The 20,252-nt window shown below is 36.5% G+C and carries 15 protein-coding genes; 3 read left to right on the plus strand and 12 right to left on the minus strand.

Annotation, left to right across the window (positions count from 1 at the left end):
* Positions 1-6: 6 nt before the first annotated feature.
* From AC07WY_RS03875 to AC07WY_RS03885, 3 genes are read right to left on the minus strand one after another with little or no spacing between them, the layout of a single operon-like run.
* Positions 7-3,102, minus strand: coding sequence for an efflux RND transporter permease subunit (locus AC07WY_RS03875; RefSeq protein WP_419333950.1), 3,096 nt, complete (start codon positions 3,100-3,102; stop codon positions 7-9).
* A complete protein-coding gene (locus tag AC07WY_RS03880) occupies positions 3,099-6,212 on the minus strand; it encodes an efflux RND transporter permease subunit (protein ID WP_494735747.1) in 3,114 nt (1,037 codons plus the stop codon). Before AC07WY_RS03880 ends, AC07WY_RS03875 begins: the two co-directional genes overlap by 4 nt.
* 3 nt (positions 6,213-6,215) lie before the next feature.
* The gene (locus AC07WY_RS03885; RefSeq protein ID WP_494735748.1) at positions 6,216-7,424 is read right to left on the minus strand and encodes an efflux RND transporter periplasmic adaptor subunit; all 1,209 of its coding nucleotides are present in this window, start codon (positions 7,422-7,424) and stop codon (positions 6,216-6,218) included.
* Positions 7,425-7,722: 298 nt separating this feature from the next.
* Between AC07WY_RS03885 and AC07WY_RS03890 the strand changes: the two genes are divergently transcribed.
* Both AC07WY_RS03890 and AC07WY_RS03895 read left to right on the plus strand, forming a co-directional pair.
* Entirely contained in the window at positions 7,723-8,244 is a 522-nt protein-coding gene (locus AC07WY_RS03890; RefSeq protein WP_004820783.1) for an RNA polymerase sigma factor, read from the plus strand.
* A 254-nt stretch (positions 8,245-8,498) separates the two neighbouring features.
* Positions 8,499-10,715, plus strand: a complete 2,217-nt coding sequence (locus AC07WY_RS03895; RefSeq protein WP_419333946.1) for a TonB-dependent siderophore receptor — start codon at positions 8,499-8,501, stop codon at positions 10,713-10,715.
* Positions 10,716-11,483: 768 nt separating this feature from the next.
* Here AC07WY_RS03895 and AC07WY_RS03900 read toward each other — a convergent pair.
* From AC07WY_RS03900 to AC07WY_RS03925, 6 genes are all read right to left on the minus strand, one after another.
* Positions 11,484-13,541 carry a TonB-dependent receptor domain-containing protein gene (locus AC07WY_RS03900; RefSeq protein WP_494735749.1) on the minus strand — a complete coding sequence of 686 codons (2,058 nt, stop codon included), beginning with the start codon at positions 13,539-13,541 and terminating at the stop codon, positions 11,484-11,486.
* A gap of 511 nt (positions 13,542-14,052) precedes the next feature.
* Positions 14,053-14,232 (minus strand): ribbon-helix-helix protein, CopG family, encoded by a 180-nt coding sequence (locus AC07WY_RS03905; protein WP_004721206.1) that lies wholly within the window; start codon positions 14,230-14,232, stop codon positions 14,053-14,055.
* Positions 14,233-14,494: 262 nt separating this feature from the next.
* Complete coding sequence (locus AC07WY_RS03910; protein ID WP_004721210.1) at positions 14,495-14,851, minus strand: hypothetical protein; 357 nt, start codon at positions 14,849-14,851, stop codon at positions 14,495-14,497.
* Positions 14,852-15,657: 806 nt separating this feature from the next.
* Positions 15,658-16,152: a hypothetical protein gene (locus tag AC07WY_RS03915; protein WP_419333944.1), complete on the minus strand. Its 495-nt coding sequence runs from the start codon at positions 16,150-16,152 to the stop codon at positions 15,658-15,660.
* The gene (locus AC07WY_RS03920; RefSeq protein ID WP_419333943.1) at positions 16,127-16,603 is read right to left on the minus strand and encodes a hypothetical protein; all 477 of its coding nucleotides are present in this window, start codon (positions 16,601-16,603) and stop codon (positions 16,127-16,129) included. The genes AC07WY_RS03915 and AC07WY_RS03920 overlap by 26 nt, the downstream gene beginning before the upstream one ends.
* A gap of 297 nt (positions 16,604-16,900) precedes the next feature.
* Positions 16,901-17,278 carry a PAAR domain-containing protein gene (locus AC07WY_RS03925; RefSeq protein WP_419333941.1) on the minus strand — a complete coding sequence of 126 codons (378 nt, stop codon included), beginning with the start codon at positions 17,276-17,278 and terminating at the stop codon, positions 16,901-16,903.
* 564 nt (positions 17,279-17,842) lie between these two features.
* Here AC07WY_RS03925 and AC07WY_RS03930 point away from each other — a divergent pair.
* The gene (locus AC07WY_RS03930) at positions 17,843-18,394 is read left to right on the plus strand and encodes a DUF2799 domain-containing protein (protein ID WP_262779849.1); all 552 of its coding nucleotides are present in this window, start codon (positions 17,843-17,845) and stop codon (positions 18,392-18,394) included.
* Between the two features lie 235 nt (positions 18,395-18,629).
* Here AC07WY_RS03930 and AC07WY_RS03935 read toward each other — a convergent pair whose 3' ends face one another.
* The 3 genes from AC07WY_RS03935 to AC07WY_RS03945 all read right to left on the minus strand — a co-directional run bounded on the left by AC07WY_RS03935 (position 18,630) and on the right by AC07WY_RS03945 (position 19,941).
* Positions 18,630-19,037 carry a hypothetical protein gene (locus AC07WY_RS03935; protein WP_262085796.1) on the minus strand — a complete coding sequence of 136 codons (408 nt, stop codon included), beginning with the start codon at positions 19,035-19,037 and terminating at the stop codon, positions 18,630-18,632.
* Between the two features lie 80 nt (positions 19,038-19,117).
* A complete protein-coding gene (locus AC07WY_RS03940) occupies positions 19,118-19,321 on the minus strand; it encodes a hypothetical protein (RefSeq protein WP_262085795.1) in 204 nt (67 codons plus the stop codon).
* Positions 19,322-19,680: 359 nt separating this feature from the next.
* Positions 19,681-19,941: a hypothetical protein gene (locus AC07WY_RS03945; protein WP_224965320.1), complete on the minus strand. Its 261-nt coding sequence runs from the start codon at positions 19,939-19,941 to the stop codon at positions 19,681-19,683.
* Positions 19,942-20,252: the final 311 nt, after the last annotated feature.

Below are 20,252 nucleotides of genomic sequence, written 5' to 3' on the forward strand. Positions count from 1 at the left end.
TTTACCTCAATGAAGTGCATATTTATTTTTCAATTTCAAACAAGATTCAGCACATTTTTCCAACACCAAATACAAGACAGGCGTTGTATACAACGTCAATAATTGACCCAAGGCTAAACCACCCACAATGACAACACCCAAAGGCTGACGTAGCTCTGCCCCTTCTCCCCAGCTAAGTGCCAGTGGAATTGCACCCAGCAACGCTGCGGTATTGGTCATCAGAATTGGACGAAAACGGAGTGCTGCGGCAGACAAAATAGCCTGATATGCAGTCTTGCCTGCTCTTCTTTCTAATAAAGTAAAATCAATTAAAAGAATGGCATTTTTTACAACAATTCCGATCAATAAAAACATGCCCAAGAGTGCAATTAAGGTGAATTGGAAATTAAATAACCATAAAGTCAACAAAGCCCCCAAAGCCACTGCGGGTACTGTCGATAAAATCGTCAATGGATGAATCAGACTTTCATAGGTAACCCCAAGAACGATATAAATAAGTAAGATCACCACACAGACAAGTAACGAGGTCGATAAACCAGCCTGCAAACTTTCCGCCTCGACATCTTTATCTGTCATGATAAAAATTTCATTGGGTAACATCACTTCGGGTAAAACACTACGAATAGCTGCATCCGCTTGTTCATAGCTATAGCCTTGTTTAACCACATAACCAATCCCCATTGCAGCATATTGGTTGCGTCGATAAACCCGATCATTGGTAATACCATAAGACCATGTGGCAAAATTACTGAGTGGTACAGCAATCCCTTGTTGGTTTGGAATGCGTACATTTGCCAGCGCTTCAGGATGTTCAGTAAAGTGTTTATCGACTTCCATCACCACATAAAACTGTTGGGTTTGATCATAAATAGTCGAAATTTGGCGCTGCGAAAATGAGTTATTGAGTACACTTGAAATATTGTCTATATCCACACCCAAACGACGTGCTGCTTCACGGTCAATGTCTAAAGTCACATGCTGAGCACCTTCATCACCCATAGTTTCAACTTCTTCTAACTCTGGAAGCTTCTGCATTGCCTGAGCAACTTTAGGCACCCACTGACGTAGTAACGCAACATCATCAGATTGCAGTAACAACAGATAATCTTGCCCACTTCCACTTGAAAATGGATCATCCAATTCTAGCTCCTGTTTGACTTGTGCAGAAAAAATCGCACCTGCCAGCCATGGGGCATTTTTTTTAATTCTGTCTACAATTTCATGTGAAGATTTGCCATCTCGCTCTGCTTTGGGTTTTAAACTCACCATTAAAAAAGAATTGGTGATTCCGCCAGCACCACCAGACGTACCGATCACATCTTTGACTGCGGGATCCTTTAATACACTTTCACTAAAGGTGGCGATTTTAGGCTGCATAATTTGAAAGGAGAAGCCATCATCCCCTCGAATAAAAGCTTCAACCCGTCCAGTATCTTGCTCAGGTAACACCCGTTTGGGTAATGTTTGATAGACATATACAGAGGCAGCGATTGCACCGCCCCATAGCAGAATGACCAAATAACCATGTTTAATCATCCATTTCAGTGAATGCAAATAGAGTTGACTCAAACCCTGCATCAAGCGATGGCTATAGCGATATAAAGCCTGGTGTTGATAACGCTCCAATGGTTTTAAACAGCGTGCAGATAAGCTTGGCGTAAGGACTAGGGAGACAAATACAGATAAAATAATGATAAAAATCAGTGTTAAAGAAAACTCCCTAAATAATCGTTCGATCACACCACCCATAAATAGCACTGAAATAAAGATCACCACCAAAGCCAAATTCATTGCCAGCAAGGTCAGACCAACTTCTCGAATACTATTTAAGGCAGCTTGTATAGGCTGTTCACCTTGTTCTATATGACGTTCTATGTTTTCCAAAACCACAATTGCATCATCAACCACAAGTCCAATCGCAACAATCACCGCCATAATCGACAAGTTATTCAATGAAAATCCAGCGAGATAAACCAGACTGCATGCGCCAATCAAAGTCACCAGCAAAGCAATACTTGGTACAAGAGCACTTTGCAGACGACCTAACATCAGAGCGACCACAATAATCACCAAAAGCATGGAAAATAATAAAGTATCCCTTGCCTCATTTAAGCCTGCCCGAATAATTTCCGATCCATCCATCACTGTGGTCAGTTGTGAATCTGCTGGAATTAATCTGCTTAACTCTGGTAGTTTTTCTTTGATCTTTTCAATTGTGGCAACGGTATTTGCATTGGGCTGACGGCTGATTTTGATAATGACCGCGGGTTTACCATTGTGAAAACCACTTACATAACGGTTTTCAACCGAATCCTGTACCTCAGCCACATCTTTTAAACGGACAACTGTCTGACCATTTTGATGTACGATCAAATTGGCAAAATCATCCGCTTTTTTTAAACGACTTGGAAGCTCAACTTGCCAACGCAACTGTTCAGTTTCAATTACCCCTAAGGCTTGTACTGTATTACTTTTTACAATCGCTTCCCGAACTTGCTCCAAAGATACCCCTTGTGAAATCAAGGCATTTGGATTGAGTTGAATTCGCACAGCAGGCATAGATGCCCCGTCAATGACAACTTCCCCAACCCCATTAATTTGCGCAAGATTTGGCTGCAACTGATTGCTGGCAATTTCATAGAGTTTGCCCGCAGAAAGATGTTCTGAACTCAGTGCCAAATAAAAAATTGGACTCTGGCTTGGATTGATCTTGAAATATTCAGGAGGGCTTGGCATTCCAGAAGGCAGCTGTGACATCGCAGCATTGATTGCAGCTTGGACCTCTCTGGCGGCTTCATTGATGTCAGTTTTTAAATCAAAATGCAAAACCACTTGGGTTGCGCTTTGGTTACTTGAAGAATTAATCGCTTTTACCCCTGAAACACCCATCATGGCACGCTCTAACGGCGTCGCCACGGTAGCAGACATACTTTCAGGACTTGCACCCGGTAAACTTGCTCGCACCACAATCGTTGGAATATCTGCCTGTGGTAAAGCGGCTACAGGTAAGCGAAAATAGGCCAATATACCCAATAATACAATTGCGATTCCGAGTAAAATACTCGCAACAGGTCGGTGAATAAAGGTCGAGAGAAAAGTCAAAACTCTCTCCTTGTCGTATCCTGCTCTGCGGGTAAATCATCTACAGATAAATCTGAATTGGTGTGTTGCAATGAATATTGCAGACGATCAAAAAATAAATAAACCACTGGTGTAGTAAATAAAGTAAGGACTTGACTTAAAATCAAACCACCCACCATGACGATCCCAAGAGGCTGACGTAATTCAGCCCCTGAACCCGATGCAAGCATCAATGGAATTGCCCCAACCAGTGCCGCAAGTGTAGTCATTAAAATTGGGCGAAAACGCATCAGTGCGGCTTGAAAAATCGCTTGCTGTGCTGACAATCTGTCATTACGTTGTGCAGCCAAAGCAAAATCCACCATCATGATGCCATTTTTCTTGACCAGACCAATCAATAAAATGATCCCAATCAAGGCAATCATGTCCAGTGGTCGATTGACCATAAACAATGCCAACAAAGCACCAATTGCAGCAGATGGCAAGGTAGAAAGAATGGTTATCGGGTGAATAAAACTTTCGTACAGAATGCCCAACACAATGTACATGGTCACTATTGCTGCAATCACCAACCAGAACGTATGTTGTTGCGAGTTCTCATAAGCAGCAGCTGCACCTTGCAGTTTGACTTTGACTTCTGTTGGTAGATTTAGAAGCTGTTGTACACGATCAATCGCTTTGATCGCATCCCCGAGCGCAACCCCTGATGCAAGATTAAAAGATACCCCATTGGCCGGAAATTGTGATTGCTGTTGCAGAATAATAGGCACGCGTTTTTGCACAATATTGGCAACAGAACTGAGTAATATCGGCTCTCCACTTTTATTATGAATATAGGTTTGCCCTAAAGCATCTATACCTTGAGTGAATGTTGGGTCCAGTTCTAAAACAATACGATATTGATTAGATTGCGTGTATAAAGTTGCAATCTGACGCTGCGCAAATAAATTTTGTAAAGCTAAACTGATATCTTCAATGTTTAAACCCAAACGTGCTGCGGCATCTCGATTGACATCAATAAATGCTTGTAAGCCTTGTCCACCCTCTTCACTGGTGACTTGTGCAAATTCAGGTTGTAGTCGTAAAGCATCAACAAATATAGGAGTCCATTCGGCTAAATCTGTCGTTTTAGCAGCGCTTATACTCAGTTGATATTGAGTACGACTAATTTTATCTTCAATACTCAGCTCTTGTACTGGTTGCATCCAACCTTGAATCCCTTCAACTTGAGCGAACTGTCCTCTAAGTCGTGCCATAATTTGATCTACAGGATCTCTTTCAGCATGCGGCTTTAGATTAATTAAAATACGTCCATTACTTAGTTTTGGATTATTGGCATCTATACCAATAAATGAAGACAAACTTTCCACAGCAGGATCTTTTAAGATCTGCCCCGCGAGTGTTTGTTGACGCTTACTCATAGCTTGGAATGAAATATCATCAGGCGCTTCAGTCACCACCTGTATGACCCCACTGTCCTGTACAGGGAAAAAGCCTTTGGGAATCATCCAATACAGCAGACCCGCTAAAATGACGGTACTCAACATCACCGCAAGAGTCAGTACTTGATGCAGAAAAACCCACTGTAAAGCTTTACCGTATTGCTGGATAATTCGGTCTAGACTCCAGCGACTGTGAGAAGTTGAATGTTTGGCATTTTTTAATAAATATGCGCACATCATTGGCGTCAATGTAAGCGACACCACCAATGAAATTGCGATTGCTGCTGCTAAAGTGACAGCAAATTCATGGAACAGTCGCCCAACCACATCCCCCATAAACAGTAATGGGATTAATACTGCAATCAGTGAAATCGTCAGGGAAATTAAGGTAAAGCCGATTTCTTTAGATCCTTTAAGTGCGGCTTGTAATAAGCTTTCTCCTGCCTCACGATGTCGTGCAATATTTTCCAACATCACAATTGCATCATCGACTACAAAGCCTGTCGCAATGGTGAGTGCCATTAAAGTCAGGTTATTAACAGAGAATCCCAAAAAATACATGACGACAAAAGTACCAATAATCGACAGTGGTACGGCAATACTAGGAATAATCGTAGCGGATAAATTTCTTAAAAATAAAAAAGTCACCATCACCACCAAGCACACGGCAAAAACCAATTCTTTTTGCACATCATCAATGGAGCTGCGAATACTCTCAGTTCGATCGGTTAACACTCGAATTTTGACATTTTCATGCAGATTTTTTTGTAGCTCAGGCAATATTTGCTTAATCTGATCTGCAACTTGAATCACATTAGCATTCGGTTGGCGCTGTACATTAACCAAGATTGCAGCTTGACTGCCTGCCCAAGCCGCCATATAGCGATCTTCGCTCCCTTCTATGACTTTTGCCACATCTCTAAGACGTATCGGTGCGCCATTGTTCCAGCGTAAAATTAGATTTTCATAATCTGCAATCGAACGAATCTGATCATTGGCATCCAACATGGTGGTGCGATATGGTCCATCAAAGCTGCCTTTGGGTTGATTTGCATTGGCAGAATCAATTGCAGAACGCACATCCTCAGCACTCATTTTATAGGCGGCAAGTGCCGCAGCATTCATTTGCACGCGTATTGCTGGACGTTGCCCACCCGCGAGGCTGACCATCCCGACACCTGAAAGCTGAGAAAGCTTTTGTGCAACTCGGGTATCCACCATGTCGTAGACTGTTGTTAAAGGTAAAGTTTCTGAACTGATAGCAAGGGTAATCACAGGAACATCAGCAGGATTTACTTTACGGTAAACCGGTGGTGCTGGTAGATCATTGGGTAATTTACTGCTGGCTGTACTGAGTGCTGACTGTACTTCTTGTTCAACGACACCAAGTTCTGCGCTCAGTTCAAACTGCAAGGTAATAACGGATGCGCCCACTGAACTACTGGAAGACATTTGCTTTAAACCAGCAATTTTGCCCATTTCTCGTTCGAGTGGTGCGGTGATTGTGCGTTGTACCGTATCGGGATTGGCACCAGGTTGAAAAGTATAGACTTGAATAATTGGATAATCGACCTGTGGCAAAGCTGAGACAGGCAACAACCGCCAAACCAAGAAACCACTCAACAGCAGTGCTAACATCAATAATGTGGTTGCGACTGGACGTAAAATAAAGAACCGTGAAATATTCATGATTTATCCAGCAGTTGGCTTGGCCGTAGAAATTGGCTGTTGATTTTCTGCAACAATTTGAACTTCTTTGCCTTCCGAAAGACGATCTATTCCTTCAAGTACTACTTTTTCGCTCCCCTTTAATCCGTCTAAAACTTCAATTTGACCATTGGAGGTCATCCCCAGTTTTAACATGCGAATTTCGGCTTTGTTTTGCGGATTGATGATATAAACATAGCTGCCTTTTGCACCATGTTGTACAGCATCACTCGGGATACTGATTGCATTTTGAATGGTTTGAGTCTTTAAACGCACATTGACAAACTGATTTGGAAATAAAGCATCATCCTGATTTGTAAAAATTGCTTTTATTTTTAAAGTTCCAGTACTGATATCAATCTGATTATCTATTGCTTGTACATGCCCTAGCGCAAGTTGTTTTTGTTCTGTTTTATCCCAAGCACTTGCCAACACCTTATCGCCATTTTTTAAGGATTGACGCAGATTTACTAAATGGTTTTCTGCTACTGCAAATTGCACAAAAATTGGATGAACTTGAGTAATACTGACTAAACCAGCACTTTCATTGGCTTGAATAAGGTTGCCAGCATCTTTCTGTCTAAATCCAACCCGCCCATCAATAGGTGCATAAATTTTAGTATAAGACAGCTGTAGTTTTGCAGCATCTACTTGCGCCTTGTTCGCCTGTATTTGACCTTTAAGCTGGTTGACCAGCGCCAGTTGCTGTTCTACTTGTTGTTTCGCAATCGAATCTTGTTTAAACAATAATTGATAACGCTGCAACTCTGTTTCAGCATTGTGCAACTGTGCTAAATTCTGCTGCCGTGTTCCTTCAGCCTGTGCAAGTGCGACCTGAAACGGTGCTGGATCAATTTGTGCAAGGAGCTGACCTTTTTTTACGGTTTGCCCTTCTTTAAAATAAATCTGCTGTAAAACCCCAGCAACCTGACTTTGTACATTCACAGTATGCGTAGGAATGACTGTACCAATTGCTTTGATTTCAATCTGTAAATCTTGTCGTTGTACTGGTACAGTTCGCACGGGTACAGGTTTACTCCATTGGCTATATTCCTCTGCGGGTTTGGATGAGGTTTTTTTCCAATAGAAGCCTGCTAGTCCGAAAATAATCAGCAGCATAAATCCAATTAAATATTTAAACTTACGGCCAATAAAACTTTTTTTTGGGTTTACATTTACAGATGGCTTACTCATAAAAACTCTTATTCATACAGTCGCAGAACGATCAAAATTTACAATTGCGAAATAAATAAAGTGAAATTTCAAAGTTATTTATCATTTATCAATTAGATAATAATGTGAAATGTCACAATTACCAACCACCCATCTCATTAATAATCAAGAAGAAATAGTCTTTTAGTTCGCTAATTATCATGTTGCATTTTGTAATTCTTATTATTGCATTTAATAATCATTATCACTATCATTATTTTCAACACCTCCCTTTAATCAATAAACTCCATGTTGTTGGCTTTTCTAACAGGCAACGCTTATGAATTTGAACGTACAAAAGCAGCAATGGTTTGATCATATTTATCAAGACCATCAAAATACTTTACTTTTGTGGTTCAAACATAAACTTCACAACCATCACCACTCTGAAGATCTTAGTCAGGAAGTTTTTTATCGTGCATTAAAAAGTAACTACTGTTTTGAAAATATTAAAGAACCCAAAGCATGGTTATTGGGAATTGCGAAACATGTGATTATTGATCATTGGCGCCACCAACAAGTTGAACACTTATATCTAGATGCACTAATACATACACCACAGGATGGCTATCCATCTGTAGAACATGAAATATGTATTCGAGAAAGTGTCTATCAAGTTCAACAAACGCTAGAAAAGCTACCCGAACGCGTCGCACAGGTTTTTTTATTATCACAAATGGAAGATATGACTTACCGTGCAATCGGTGAAAAACTTAATATTTCTGAAGCCACAGTAAAACGAGATATGAAACAAGCTTTTTTAGCCTGTTCTAGTATTTATACTACGACATTTAACTCATAATTTTTTTACTTATAAAACAAACGATTCAATAAAAATAAATAGATAAAGCCGATTAAGTATATTTAAAAATCCATCTCGAACTTTCATGACATCGATCTATTGATCATACAGATAGTTATAACCCTCTTCCCTATTCGCGCCTGCTCGCTATTGTTGTTACATCCAACGATATCCCTCATTTAAATCATAAAAAAATGAGCTTTTTTTAAAATAAAAACGACTAAGTAGATGAATATGACTCATACGAGAATCTAATGAAGGAACATCAAAGCAAACATGCATTAGCAATTGCAATTCGAACTGCACTTTGGGGCGGATCTATTTATTTAATACATGGATCTGTATTTGCAGCACCGAATCCATCTGATGGCCAAGAACAAAACTCTACTCAGCTTCCTACCATCACTGTATCTGCCAATAATACCAATAGCCTTACAACCGAAGGCTCTGGTTTATATACCGCTAAAGCTACTACCGCATCAACAGGCTTAGCACTCAGCCTAAAAGAAACACCGCAATCAGTTAGTGTCATGACCCAGCAAAGAATGCAAGATCAAAACCTTACACAACTGACTGATGTTGCAAACCAAGTTGCAGGATTAACCGTTAGCCAGTCTGGAAATGTAGGTTCCGATACTTCACCAATTTATTCACGCGGTAAAAGTGTAGATAGCTATTTACTTGATGGTGTAAAACTCCTAAGTACCTACTCTTCTATTTTTCAAAGCCAAGACACTGCACTTTTCGATAGAATTGAAGTGGTACGAGGTGCGACAGGTTTAATGACTGGTGCAGGTTCCGCCAGCGCCAGTATTAATATGGTTCGGAAAAAACCATTACAAGATTTTAAAGCATCAATCAGTACAGATCTTAGCTCATGGGATTCATACCGTTTCGATGGCGATATCTCAACACCTCTTAATCAATCAGGTACGCTTCGTGGACGTGCTGTCGTTGCTTATCAGAACTCGGACTCATACATAGACCGCTTCAATGAAGAACGCAAAGTGGCCTATGCGGTTGTTGACACTGATTTGTCAGATAAGACTCAAGCAAGTCTAGGCTTAAGCTATCAACAAATTTATATTACTGGACAAGCTCGTGGTGGTTTGCCTGCTTTTTATAGTGATGGGACACGAACAAACTGGTCGCGATCAGATTCAGCAGCACCCAGTTGGTCTTACTCAGATCGAACAACCACTTCACTCTTTGCCGATGTCAATCATCAATTTAATGATAACTGGAAATTAAAGGCTTCATTAGCACGTATCATTACGGACTCAGATGAATTAGTTGGCTATGCAAGTGGTGGAACACCCAACAAAGAAACTGGTAGTGGGGTTTCGATTTATTCTACTCACTGGGCTTATAAACCAATTCAAGACTTGTTTAATGTCAGCTTAAACGGCTCATTTGATTTATTTAATCAAACCCATGATGTGATCTTTGGTTCAACATTAACCAGAAGTGAAAATAGCCAGCCGTACTTTACCAATTGGTGGATTGATGGTTGGAGTGGAAATATTGATAATATATATAAATGGGATGGGAATACGCCTGCACGTCCAAATAATCCTGCCGTAGGATGGACCAAAGAAAATAATACAAGTTCATCATTTTATACCGCAGCTCGGTTTAAATTAAGTGATGATTTAGCACTGTTGTTGGGATCACGCTTAGAAAATTGGAAGTTAAAAAAAGAAGATAATGACTATAAAGAAAATAAAATTACAGTCACAACCCGAAAAGAAGAAAATAAACTCATTCCTTATCTTGGCTTAGTTTATGATCTCACCCCCAATTGGTCTGCTTATGCGAGTTATACAAATATATTTTCGCCACAAGATCTAAAAACAAGAACTGGGGATTATATAGACCCATTAGAGGGAAATAGTACAGAACTTGGAATTAAAGGTGCTTTTTTTGACAATCAACTTAATCTAAGTGCAGCAATTTATGAAAATAAAGAAGATAATTTTGCGGTCGCGATTCCTGAACAGCCAGATGGCTCGCATTTAGCACCTGATGGATCTCAAGCATATATAGCAGAATCTGGAACCAAGAGTCGCGGTATTGAATTAGAAGCCACAGGAAAACTCACAGATGCTTGGCAAATCTCCTCAAGCTTTGCCCGAAATTTAAGCCGAGACCGTAATAGCAAGCTATTAAACTCTAATATTCCAAGTAATACTGCCAAACTTTATACAACCTATAAACTTCCTTATCTTAATGAAGCACTAACCGTTGGCGGAGGTATTCGTTGGCAAAGTGAAATTCAATCAGCAGATCATAAATTTACCCAGAGTGAATACAGTGTTGTTGACTTAATGGCACGTTATAAAATAAACAATAAATTAACAGCCAATCTCAATATAAATAATCTTTTTGATAAAAAGTATTATTTAACAACAGGTAATAGCTACTACGGTGCACCGATTAATTTTAGAGTGGGATTAAAATACGATTGGTAATTCTGAAGTCTATTTATAATTAGTTAAACATTAGATTTCTTTCATAAGCCTATTTTAAAACATAGATCGAGATAAAATCCCCCTCATCCTAGCCTTCTCCCACTGGGAGAAGGAACTTTCAATACCAATATGATTCACTCTACATGATCATTTTTTGATTTATGAAAGACCTTTATTGATTTAGCTTAAAATAAACCAATGAGTTAGATGTAGAGAAAGTTAGCTTAAAGGTGATTTTCTCTACAAATTCAAATGTTATCAATATAACTAAAATTAACTCCTCTGCTGGTCTAGTAGTAAACCTCATCTATTGTTTTTCCGTTGATTGTTAAACTAGCTATATGGCAGTGAACATTTGATTAGCTGCCTGTGACACATTGCCCAATTTCTAAGCTGCCTATATGGCAGTGAACCCTTCTTGCAAAATTTTTGTATTGGATGGGGTTTTCTAAGCTGCCTATATGGCAGTGAACTATAATTTTAAATCAAAAAACACCCTGATAACAGCCAGTTAAATATAAAAAACATATATAACCAACTGATTTTATTAAACTATAAAATTATCGAAAAATATTGGGGGAAATTTTGGTGCGAATAAAAATGCTTAAATCAAGAAAATCATTGCTTTACTATTTTATATACAGCACTTAACTCATCGAAATAAAATCACTTTTGCTAATAAAAACACATAACAAAAAAACCATCCGAAGATGGTTTTTATAACGCATGATTTATTACTGAAGTAAGTTTTCACTTCAGTATACTTGATTAAAATTTAAAGGTTGCGCCTACAAATACTTTTTGACGTTCTACCAAATAGTTATCTCCACCATTTGACAGCTTTTTATCAAATAGGTTAGTAAAGCCACCACGTACAGTCAATTTATCATTCACTTGATAATTACTTGCTAGATTTACAATCGTATGTGGTTTCTGCATCGTAGGAGTAGCACCTTTATCGGTCAAATATTGCTTACCTAAATATTGCGCAGACAACTCCACATTGAGTGGATCTGTTGGCTGCCAATTTAGAGCTGAATTTACCGTTAATTTTGAAGTGGTTAGTAAAGTTGTACCAGTATCTTCATTTTTTGCTTTTAAGAAATACGTTGCATTATTATTCCATTTTAGATTGTCTAAAATCGGGAAATTTACAACCATTTCTATACCACGCGTTACCGCTTTTTGAATATTCTCATTGCGAGTAAACCAAGTACCGTAATAATAACCTAATGGGGAGTAATCAATTTTATTTTTAAAATCTGTATGGAAAAACGTCAAACCTAGGTCTGTACCAAAACCAGTATAATTTACTCCAATTTCATAGTTTGTACTTTCTTCTGGTTTAAGGTTAGGATTACCTGTCATAAAACAACTACCACCCGTATATTCATGTGGTTGTTTATTCTCATCATACCAAGTTCTACCTCTTAGCCCATTACAACCATTCCCACCAGATTCAGTTGCCCCACCAGGAGATGATTCTTTCACTGTTGGTGCACGAAAACCTTTTGAGATCCCGCCTTTAATTACCAAATCATCTGTGGGGCTATACACTAAATAACCTCTTGGACTATGATGTGCACCATATTTATCGTCATGATCTAAACGATTCCCTACTGTTAATGTCAAATTATCAAGCAGTGAAATATTGTCTTCAAGAAATAATGCCCAGCTCTTATTATCTACCTTAGGATTATTATATCCTTGTCCATCCCAACTCCCGCCTGGTAGAGTCCCAATCGTGTCAGTATTGGTTAATTCTTGTTTTTTCCATTGGCCTCCGACAGTTAAGACCTGCTTAAACATTGCCTCAAATGGCATAGTTAAACTACCTTCAACAATCATTTCATTTGATTTGCTCGTAACCTCACCTATACTCGAGTCATAATCATTGTAATAAGCATTTAATTTGGATTTACCAATCTCCCATTCAGCTTCATGCGATATGCTATATGTATTATGTTCTAATTTATTTGCGCCCCAACTGGTCTCCTGTTCAGCACCTGTTGTGGCGTTAATTTGAGAACCTTTTTCATTCTTTTGAATACTGTGTCCTGCTTCAAAACTGAGTGACTGTTTATCTGTTGGCTGATAGTGCAACATCGCATTGTAGTTTTGATCTTGAGAACCTGTAGTCCCATTTCCTGCTTTATATTTTTTATCTGCCTCTCGTTCTGTCATCCCTGCTGTCAAGCGCAGACCTAAGGTATCAGTTAATGGGCCAGCGGCCATAACACCTGTTTGTAAAGACGTACCTAAATCTGAAGAAGTCGTGGGCTGAATATAATTTAAAGTGACATTACCTCCCCAAACACTGGGGATTTTCTTTGTAATAATATTAATTACACCACCCATGGCATCTGAGCCATATAAGGAAGACATTGGACCACGAACAACTTCAATTCTCTCAATCATGTCGGGTGTAATCCAGTTTAAATCCTGACGACCTAAATTTGGACGATAACTGACATCTCTTGAAGACCCGATGCGTTTGCCATCAACTAAAATCAATGTGTAATTGTCTGGTAAACCACGTAATTTAATCTTAGAACCTTCCTTCGAAGGACTAATTCCACCCGTTACCCCGGGGACTTTACTTAATAACTCTCCAAGACTACCGACAGGTTGTTTTTCAATATCTTCACTTGTAATAACACTAATACTTGCTGGTGCTTCTTTAACATCTACAGCCTGACTACTCGCAGTCACCACAATTGTTTTTAACTTTGTCGCATCTTCAGAAGAATCTTTTGCAAATGCTGAAATTGACATTGCTGTGAGTATGGAAATTGACAGCGTTTGAAATCTTAATTGTTTATTCATGTTAATACGCAACTCAAATTAAGGAGGAATTGTGAAAGAATTGTTGCGCATTGTATTTGAGCAAAACCTCAAATGCAATTGCTAATAATAATAATTATCATTTATTTAATTTTAATTTATAGTCAATTAACAGAGAAATACTCAATCATAATCATATGAAAAACAACGCTATAAAAGTCAAAACTAAGCTGAAGTTTTGTCAAAAATAAATTTAAAAAAAATCTATTTATCATATTGTTTCTAGACTTTCTTTTCAAAAAAAGAGAGCTTACAAGCCATAAAACTGCTTGTAAGCTCTCTTTTGCTTATTTTACTCAATATCATCAAGCTCAAATTGGTCAGCTTTACAGAATCAAATATATTAAAAATTTATAAATATCAAAGTCATCAATAATTAGTACAACATTTTTGATCAATCTTACTCGAATTTTTCTGATTCAAGATAAATAAGACCCGCTTTTCCCCCTAAAAAGCACAGTCCCGTTTCTTGATAAAATTGATAATTTAAATATTACTTTTTTGGTAAAGTCGGTTTAGTCGCGTAATCAACACCATGCTTTTCTAAATACTCACGAATCAGTTGGCGAACCACTTGTGAAGGCTTTAGATCCTGACGGTTGCACAATTCTTCAAAAGCTTCCTTTTTATTCGGGTCTATCAAAATAGTTAATCTTGCTGTTTTATTTTCCATATCCCCAATCTCTTAATTTATTTAGAAATAGAATTCTAATAACATTTATGAGATTTTCAATGATATTTTTTTATTTTATGGTATTCATATTTATAACTTTACATTCATAGACTTAAGTCGACTATTTCACTCAAGTTTTAACATCTTTATATAGCCTATATTCGGGCTATATTTATATGCTAAATATGCATTCTATTTTATTAGTATTGATGATTTAAAATGGCTATTACATCGTATCCAATATAATAGCCAATTGCTGCTTTTAAGAAAAATCTAACTCTTTTTCAAAAATTCGAAGTTCATGTCTTGCCATCGCTAAGTTCGATTTTTGGCGGTCCAATACCAGATATAAAAATAAATCGCTATTCTTTTCAAGTGGACGTAATAAATGGTACTGCTTCCCGAGTGTGATCAAAACATCATCAATCGTATCTTTCAAATCTAGGGCTTTTGCTGTTTTAATTTTTGCTCTTAAAACTTCCGTATTTCCAGCAGCAGCAAGCTCTAAATCGATCCCCGTTCCTTGAGCGGCAAGTGATAATCCGCTTGTATAGTCTACAAGTGCTGCTGCTGTGAAGCCATCAATCTCAGCCAATGGATTTAAGTCAATTTTAGCCATTATTTTTTACCCCTTTTATTCAATATAAGATGATTTATATAGATTTATAACGCTATATAACAACATAAAAATATCATAAAATGATAATAAAATATTATATTATTATAATAATATGTGATTTTTTTAATGTTTTTCAGCACCTTGACACACAAAAGCCCTCCAATGAGGGCTCTATCAAGCTTTTGTACTTTTTAACTCCGTACTTACATTCCTATAGTAAAATTAGATCTTTATTTTTTAGCGACTTTTATAATTTTTGTTTGTTCTGTTTTTCACTGGAAAAAGTAAGCAAGAAATCTGTAAAACTAATTACAGTTAAAAGATATCCGATTAATTTTTAAATTCAACACCATGATTGCATAGCATTTTTTGACAATAAAAATTAGCCAAAAGTACTCTTGGTTAAAACCACAAAATTAGTCGTCATTCTGCTTGAATGATATTTTCATTTGTTTAAAAACCAAACCCGATGCGATAAAACCAAGGCATCCAATAACGATAAACTCAACAATAGCTTCCGTTAAACCTAGAACCAAAAAAACTATGGATAAGACTACCGATACAGCAAAAACGATCTTCCCAAACATTAGAATTAAGCCACTTTAAAGATCAATGTAAATTTAACTATAAAATCATAGTATATAAGTTTTATGAAATTAAATAAGTAACTATAAATTTCTGTGTAATCGTCACTGCACTGAGCTCAATGATTGTCTATGTTTTGGATTTGTAGTCTTGCTTTAATCCACTTTATTTTTATAGCGTTAGATGAAAAATCCTATTTTTAGAAAAATCTGAACAAATTATCAATCTATTAAATTTAACTGTCCATCCGTTATTTTTAAATTAAATGAAGTTAAGAATTTAGCAGTTCTGTTCTCTTGAAGGTCGATCCCAGAAATAACAACAGTAAATTTTCCTGTAGACAAACTCTTAGTTTCTTTAAAGGTTTTATAGTTTTTTAAAATAATGCCATACTCCAAACATTGTTCTGATTTTAAAATGAATTCGTTTCCTATATTTTGAGTAGGCACATAGATGCTCCAAATAGCATCACCTTGGTATTTCAAAACACCAATACTTTGTAACGCTAAACCTTTACGGGCAATACTTCTACTCTGAAAGATTGACCCTTTAGGCTTGTATTTATCAACTGCGAAACATAAGTTATTGTTTTTTGTAGTCACGATTACAGGACCATCACCAACCCGATCAGCGATTGCGTTACTTGTAACTGTTAAGCTCAATAAAAACGTAAATAAAACTAATCTTAGATTATTTCTTTGGAAGATTGCTAACATCACTAGGATCCTTTAGAAACTCAGACAAGGTCAATAGGAAGGCACTTTGAGGGTAATTTTTACCATAAACTCCAATTTGAAAAATATATAACATCGCATAATCAGCAATAATATCTGGTTGCTGTTGCATATTGTAATCACATAATTTTCGACTAGCATCTAAACTATAATCATATGGATTATATAATAATCCCCACAGACTTTTTGGATGTAAAAGCAATCCTTTTCTTTTTACAGGGTAACCTAATTGATATTGCCAAACATGCCCCATTTCATGAATAAATAAATGCATAAAATTGGGATCAACCGAATAATCATCCACATACACTTCTATAGCATAGTACATTTGACCATTAGGTGTCATTGCTGCATTATTTGGTTGTAGACCTAACCAAAGATATTCTTCATTATGAATAAATATTTTTGAATAATCGACACTTCCCTTAAACACTTTTTCTGCAATACTGACTTCGCCCTTTGTTAAAGGTCTTTTCGAAATCTCTAATATACATGTCTCTAATGAACTCCCAAAAGCCTCGGTATTTGTCGTAAAATCAAGTTCACTCCTTTTCTTTGGAATAAGTGGATTTTCTTCCTCATCATCGAATGTAACTTTCGTTATTTTAACAGATCCAACAGTTTCAATTCTTGCCGTTTTCCCTGCCGCATCTGTTATACCACTTCTCGTAGTCCCATCAGCTAGCTTTAATTCATATTTAATATTTGCAAAAGGTTCTCCTTTTACAGTTTAAAATTGAATTTGAGTATCATGATCAGCACTCTTATTATTAAAAAAACTTTCTTCAACGTTTTTTGTACTATTATTCGGTAAAAAGTTAGAAAAACTGCCTAAGCCACCACCATTATCACCAACAACTAAATTCTGTTTAGGTAGTAATTTACAACCACATGATAGTAAATCATTTGCCCTTGCAGCAGACTTCCCGAAAACGTTCACGTGCGGATCACCAGTGACTATTGTCGCTACAACTTTATGCTTTGGACAAGAAGCTTTATCACCTACACAGGCTATAGGAATTCCTTCAACCAAAAATGCAGAATTACCAGTTAAAACTTTCCCACCACCAGTAGTAGGACAACCAATTGTTATATATGGTGTTGCCATTCTTTACCTTTAATTAATTTTTCTAATAATTAATATTTGTATTTCTACATAATTTATATTATTAATTCAAGAAAAATATCTAAAAATAAAAAATACAGATAACATATATTTTCAAAGCTCCTCGTCCTAATCACTAAAAATAAACAAATTATCAATTAATTAGGTTAATACAATCCTTTTTACACATATGCTTTTATACATATGATTTAATTGAATTCTTCTATTATTAAATAACAAGTTCCGAATATTTTTGTGTAAGTTGATTTGATAAAATCTGAAAAGATAGTTTTTCTACAGCATAAACTTCCCTCAGGTACGTGCCGTTGGGTTGCTAAAACACTAAAGCTACAAACTGTTCTACTACTTAGATTACCGCATAAACAATATTTCAAACGATTTAACCAAAAGTTTTACCCGCCACTCAAGATCACAAAACACTTTTTTATCTCAAATTTTAGATGCACTTTTCATGTGATAAAGCATTAATGATCAGGAAATTATTGATCTTGTCATGATAAAATCATTTTTTTAAAGTAAGTCAAAAATCGTTTGGAAGAATTTTTCATGAAACTTATAGTAATTTTATCTACTTTTACGGTTTTACTTTCCGGTTGTGCTGCAATGAGTGTTGAACAATGTAAAACTGCAAATTGGTTTAACGTTGGTGAAAAAGATGGCGCTGCTGGAAATAAATCCCACATAGATAAATACTATTCCTCTTGTAAAAAAGCCAATATTATTCCTAGTCAAAATCTTTATGAAATGGGTTACCTAAAAGGTTTAGGGGCTTACTGTCAACCTGAAAATATCTTTTATGAAGCTTTAGAAGGTCGCGGTAATTTTCGAGTTTGTCCTGCAGAGAAACGTGAATCCTTACGTCATTATTATCAAGTCGCCAATAACTTTTATCATGCGAATTCAGAATTTAATACCTCACAAAATAACCTAGATTACTATCTTGGAAAGTTAGATAGTAAAGACCTCTCTACCAAAGATCGTGATGACTATAAAAAGAAATTATCTGACCTCCGAAGCAATAGCAGTCAAGTACGCTCACGTTATCAAGACGCACTTCGGAATCTGGAACGCTTTAAAGCTGAGCATGATCTCTATTAGTTTTAAACAAAGTCACAAACAACTACTCACGAGCGATTTCGAACACTGTTTTGGAATAAGTTGTTCGAATAAAAAAGCCTCACATAACTGTGAGGCTTCCCCTTAATTTTGCGCTGATTAAGGATTATTGTATGTTTATTCACTATAATGAATTAACAATCACAGTTTTACTAAATAACGTGAAATGTGTCAATTTTAAATCATAAAATAAGCATACTTCTTCAACTATTCACCATCATTCAATGATACAGACTTGTTTTCTTAATGGGCTATCATCTGCAAGATCGTCATTAGATGAACCAATACCATGTGTAATGCCATTTTCATCATAAAATGACAAATATGTATAGATCTTATTTTTATCACAGTCTACATAATTTATCATTTTCATATATTTAAAAGAATTCTCCTGCCTATCCTTAGCGACTCTTAGCATCACTGCTTTATATCTAGGCTGGTCCAATTTTGGCTCTCTTTTTACAAGAAAAAGCGACTTTTTTATTTTAGATGTATGTTTATCATCTAGCTCTTTTTTAAACTTTTTAATATCTAATTTTTCTTCAAGAAAAGTTGGTTTTATTGGATCAGCAAAGCTAAATTTCGAATTCAATATAAAAAATACCAAAAGAATTTTGTTCATCATTGATTTGAATGTCATATACAAAAAGTTCAATCATATAAATTAAAGCCCCAACTTTTGATGGGTGCATTTGCGAATTGATTTTAAAGACTTATATCAATATCAATGTTGTTGGTAATGTCAGAAACAATATCTTTACTCGTATTCACAATCAACCGACCTGTTTCCAAGATCAGATCAACAGCATCCAAAGGATTGATCGAATTCACGATATCATTCATTACGCTAGAATCTTTTTGTTCTGGTTGAGATTGCTGTTCTAGATCTTGATTTTCTAAATTATTCACTTTGTTCTCCCATAAGCCTCGCATAAGAATTCCACAGTGAATTCAGGGGCTATTCAGTTGACTACATCACGATAGCAGAACTATGCCATATTGCCTCTACGCGGCCAATAGCTGACATCAATTCACTGATTTGATCCTGCAAATGCAGAGTCTTAGATTGATCTTGTTGATATGTATCTTATTTTCGACATATGATTCAACCCACAATAAAACGAGACAGACTATTGAAATGATTTTCATCGTTGGGACTGTCTTGATTGAAAAAATTAAACCCTATCAAAAAGTAAAACTTGGTTCGTTTAGGTGGTGGAATAAAGTTATGGTTATTTCCTTCAGGAGACATTAAAACTTACAGTGCTTTAATTCCAAAAAACAGAAAATATTTTTTCTTTACCAGCATTTTTGATCCTCACCTTATAGCCTGCTTTCTTAAATTCTTCACCCAGATTAACGATGTCATGTTGTGCGAAATCTGTAGTGATGTATTCACTTACAAATAACTCTCCTTCATCGGCTTTTAATCTAATTTGTGTTTTCAAAAATCTTTTAAGCTGCTCAATTGAAAAATATGGCGCTTGATTGGAATCTGTTTTAGTCTCATTCATTTTAGGTATTGGCATTTAAAAACTCACACTCACAAAGTAAAAAAATATTATGAACAGCTTAACTTTGAATTGAGTATAGAAATTGAAATATCATGTATTCCATGTCATTTCATTTATATGATTATTTTTTAACAACTTTTAGACAATGATGACACACCGCCAACTCTCCGTCTTTACAATAATGCGTATCAATCACCCGATGAAAGCCAAACATACATTTTAATAACTGGATCAAAATCAATCCCTCCATAAAGTAAGAAGCCCATCTCAAGATGAGCTTTTCTATTGAGCAGTTTTATTTTGGAAACCATACGCCTGTTGGTACA

The sequence above is a fragment of the Acinetobacter sp. GW821-FHT01C12 genome (genome assembly GCF_059422625.1).

What these genes read in the sequence shown, in the direction of transcription:
- AC07WY_RS03945 (WP_224965320.1), bottom strand. Translation starts at nt 19,941, where the DNA reads ATGCCAATACCTAAAATGAATGAGACTAAAACAGATTCCAATCAAGCG.
- AC07WY_RS03925 (WP_419333941.1), bottom strand. Translation starts at nt 17,278, where the DNA reads ATGGCAACACCATATATAACAATTGGTTGTCCTACTACTGGTGGTGGG.
- AC07WY_RS03900 (WP_494735749.1), bottom strand. Translation starts at nt 13,541, where the DNA reads ATGAATAAACAATTAAGATTTCAAACGCTGTCAATTTCCATACTCACA.
- AC07WY_RS03930 (WP_262779849.1), top strand. Translation starts at nt 17,843, where the DNA reads ATGAAACTTATAGTAATTTTATCTACTTTTACGGTTTTACTTTCCGGT.
- AC07WY_RS03880 (WP_494735747.1), bottom strand. Translation starts at nt 6,212, where the DNA reads ATGAATATTTCACGGTTCTTTATTTTACGTCCAGTCGCAACCACATTA.
- AC07WY_RS03895 (WP_419333946.1), top strand. Translation starts at nt 8,499, where the DNA reads ATGAAGGAACATCAAAGCAAACATGCATTAGCAATTGCAATTCGAACT.
- AC07WY_RS03915 (WP_419333944.1), bottom strand. Translation starts at nt 16,152, where the DNA reads ATGTTAGCAATCTTCCAAAGAAATAATCTAAGATTAGTTTTATTTACG.
- AC07WY_RS03905 (WP_004721206.1), bottom strand. Translation starts at nt 14,232, where the DNA reads ATGGAAAATAAAACAGCAAGATTAACTATTTTGATAGACCCGAATAAA.
- AC07WY_RS03890 (WP_004820783.1), top strand. Translation starts at nt 7,723, where the DNA reads ATGAATTTGAACGTACAAAAGCAGCAATGGTTTGATCATATTTATCAA.
- AC07WY_RS03935 (WP_262085796.1), bottom strand. Translation starts at nt 19,037, where the DNA reads ATGATGAACAAAATTCTTTTGGTATTTTTTATATTGAATTCGAAATTT.
- AC07WY_RS03910 (WP_004721210.1), bottom strand. Translation starts at nt 14,851, where the DNA reads ATGGCTAAAATTGACTTAAATCCATTGGCTGAGATTGATGGCTTCACA.
- AC07WY_RS03885 (WP_494735748.1), bottom strand. Translation starts at nt 7,424, where the DNA reads ATGAGTAAGCCATCTGTAAATGTAAACCCAAAAAAAAGTTTTATTGGC.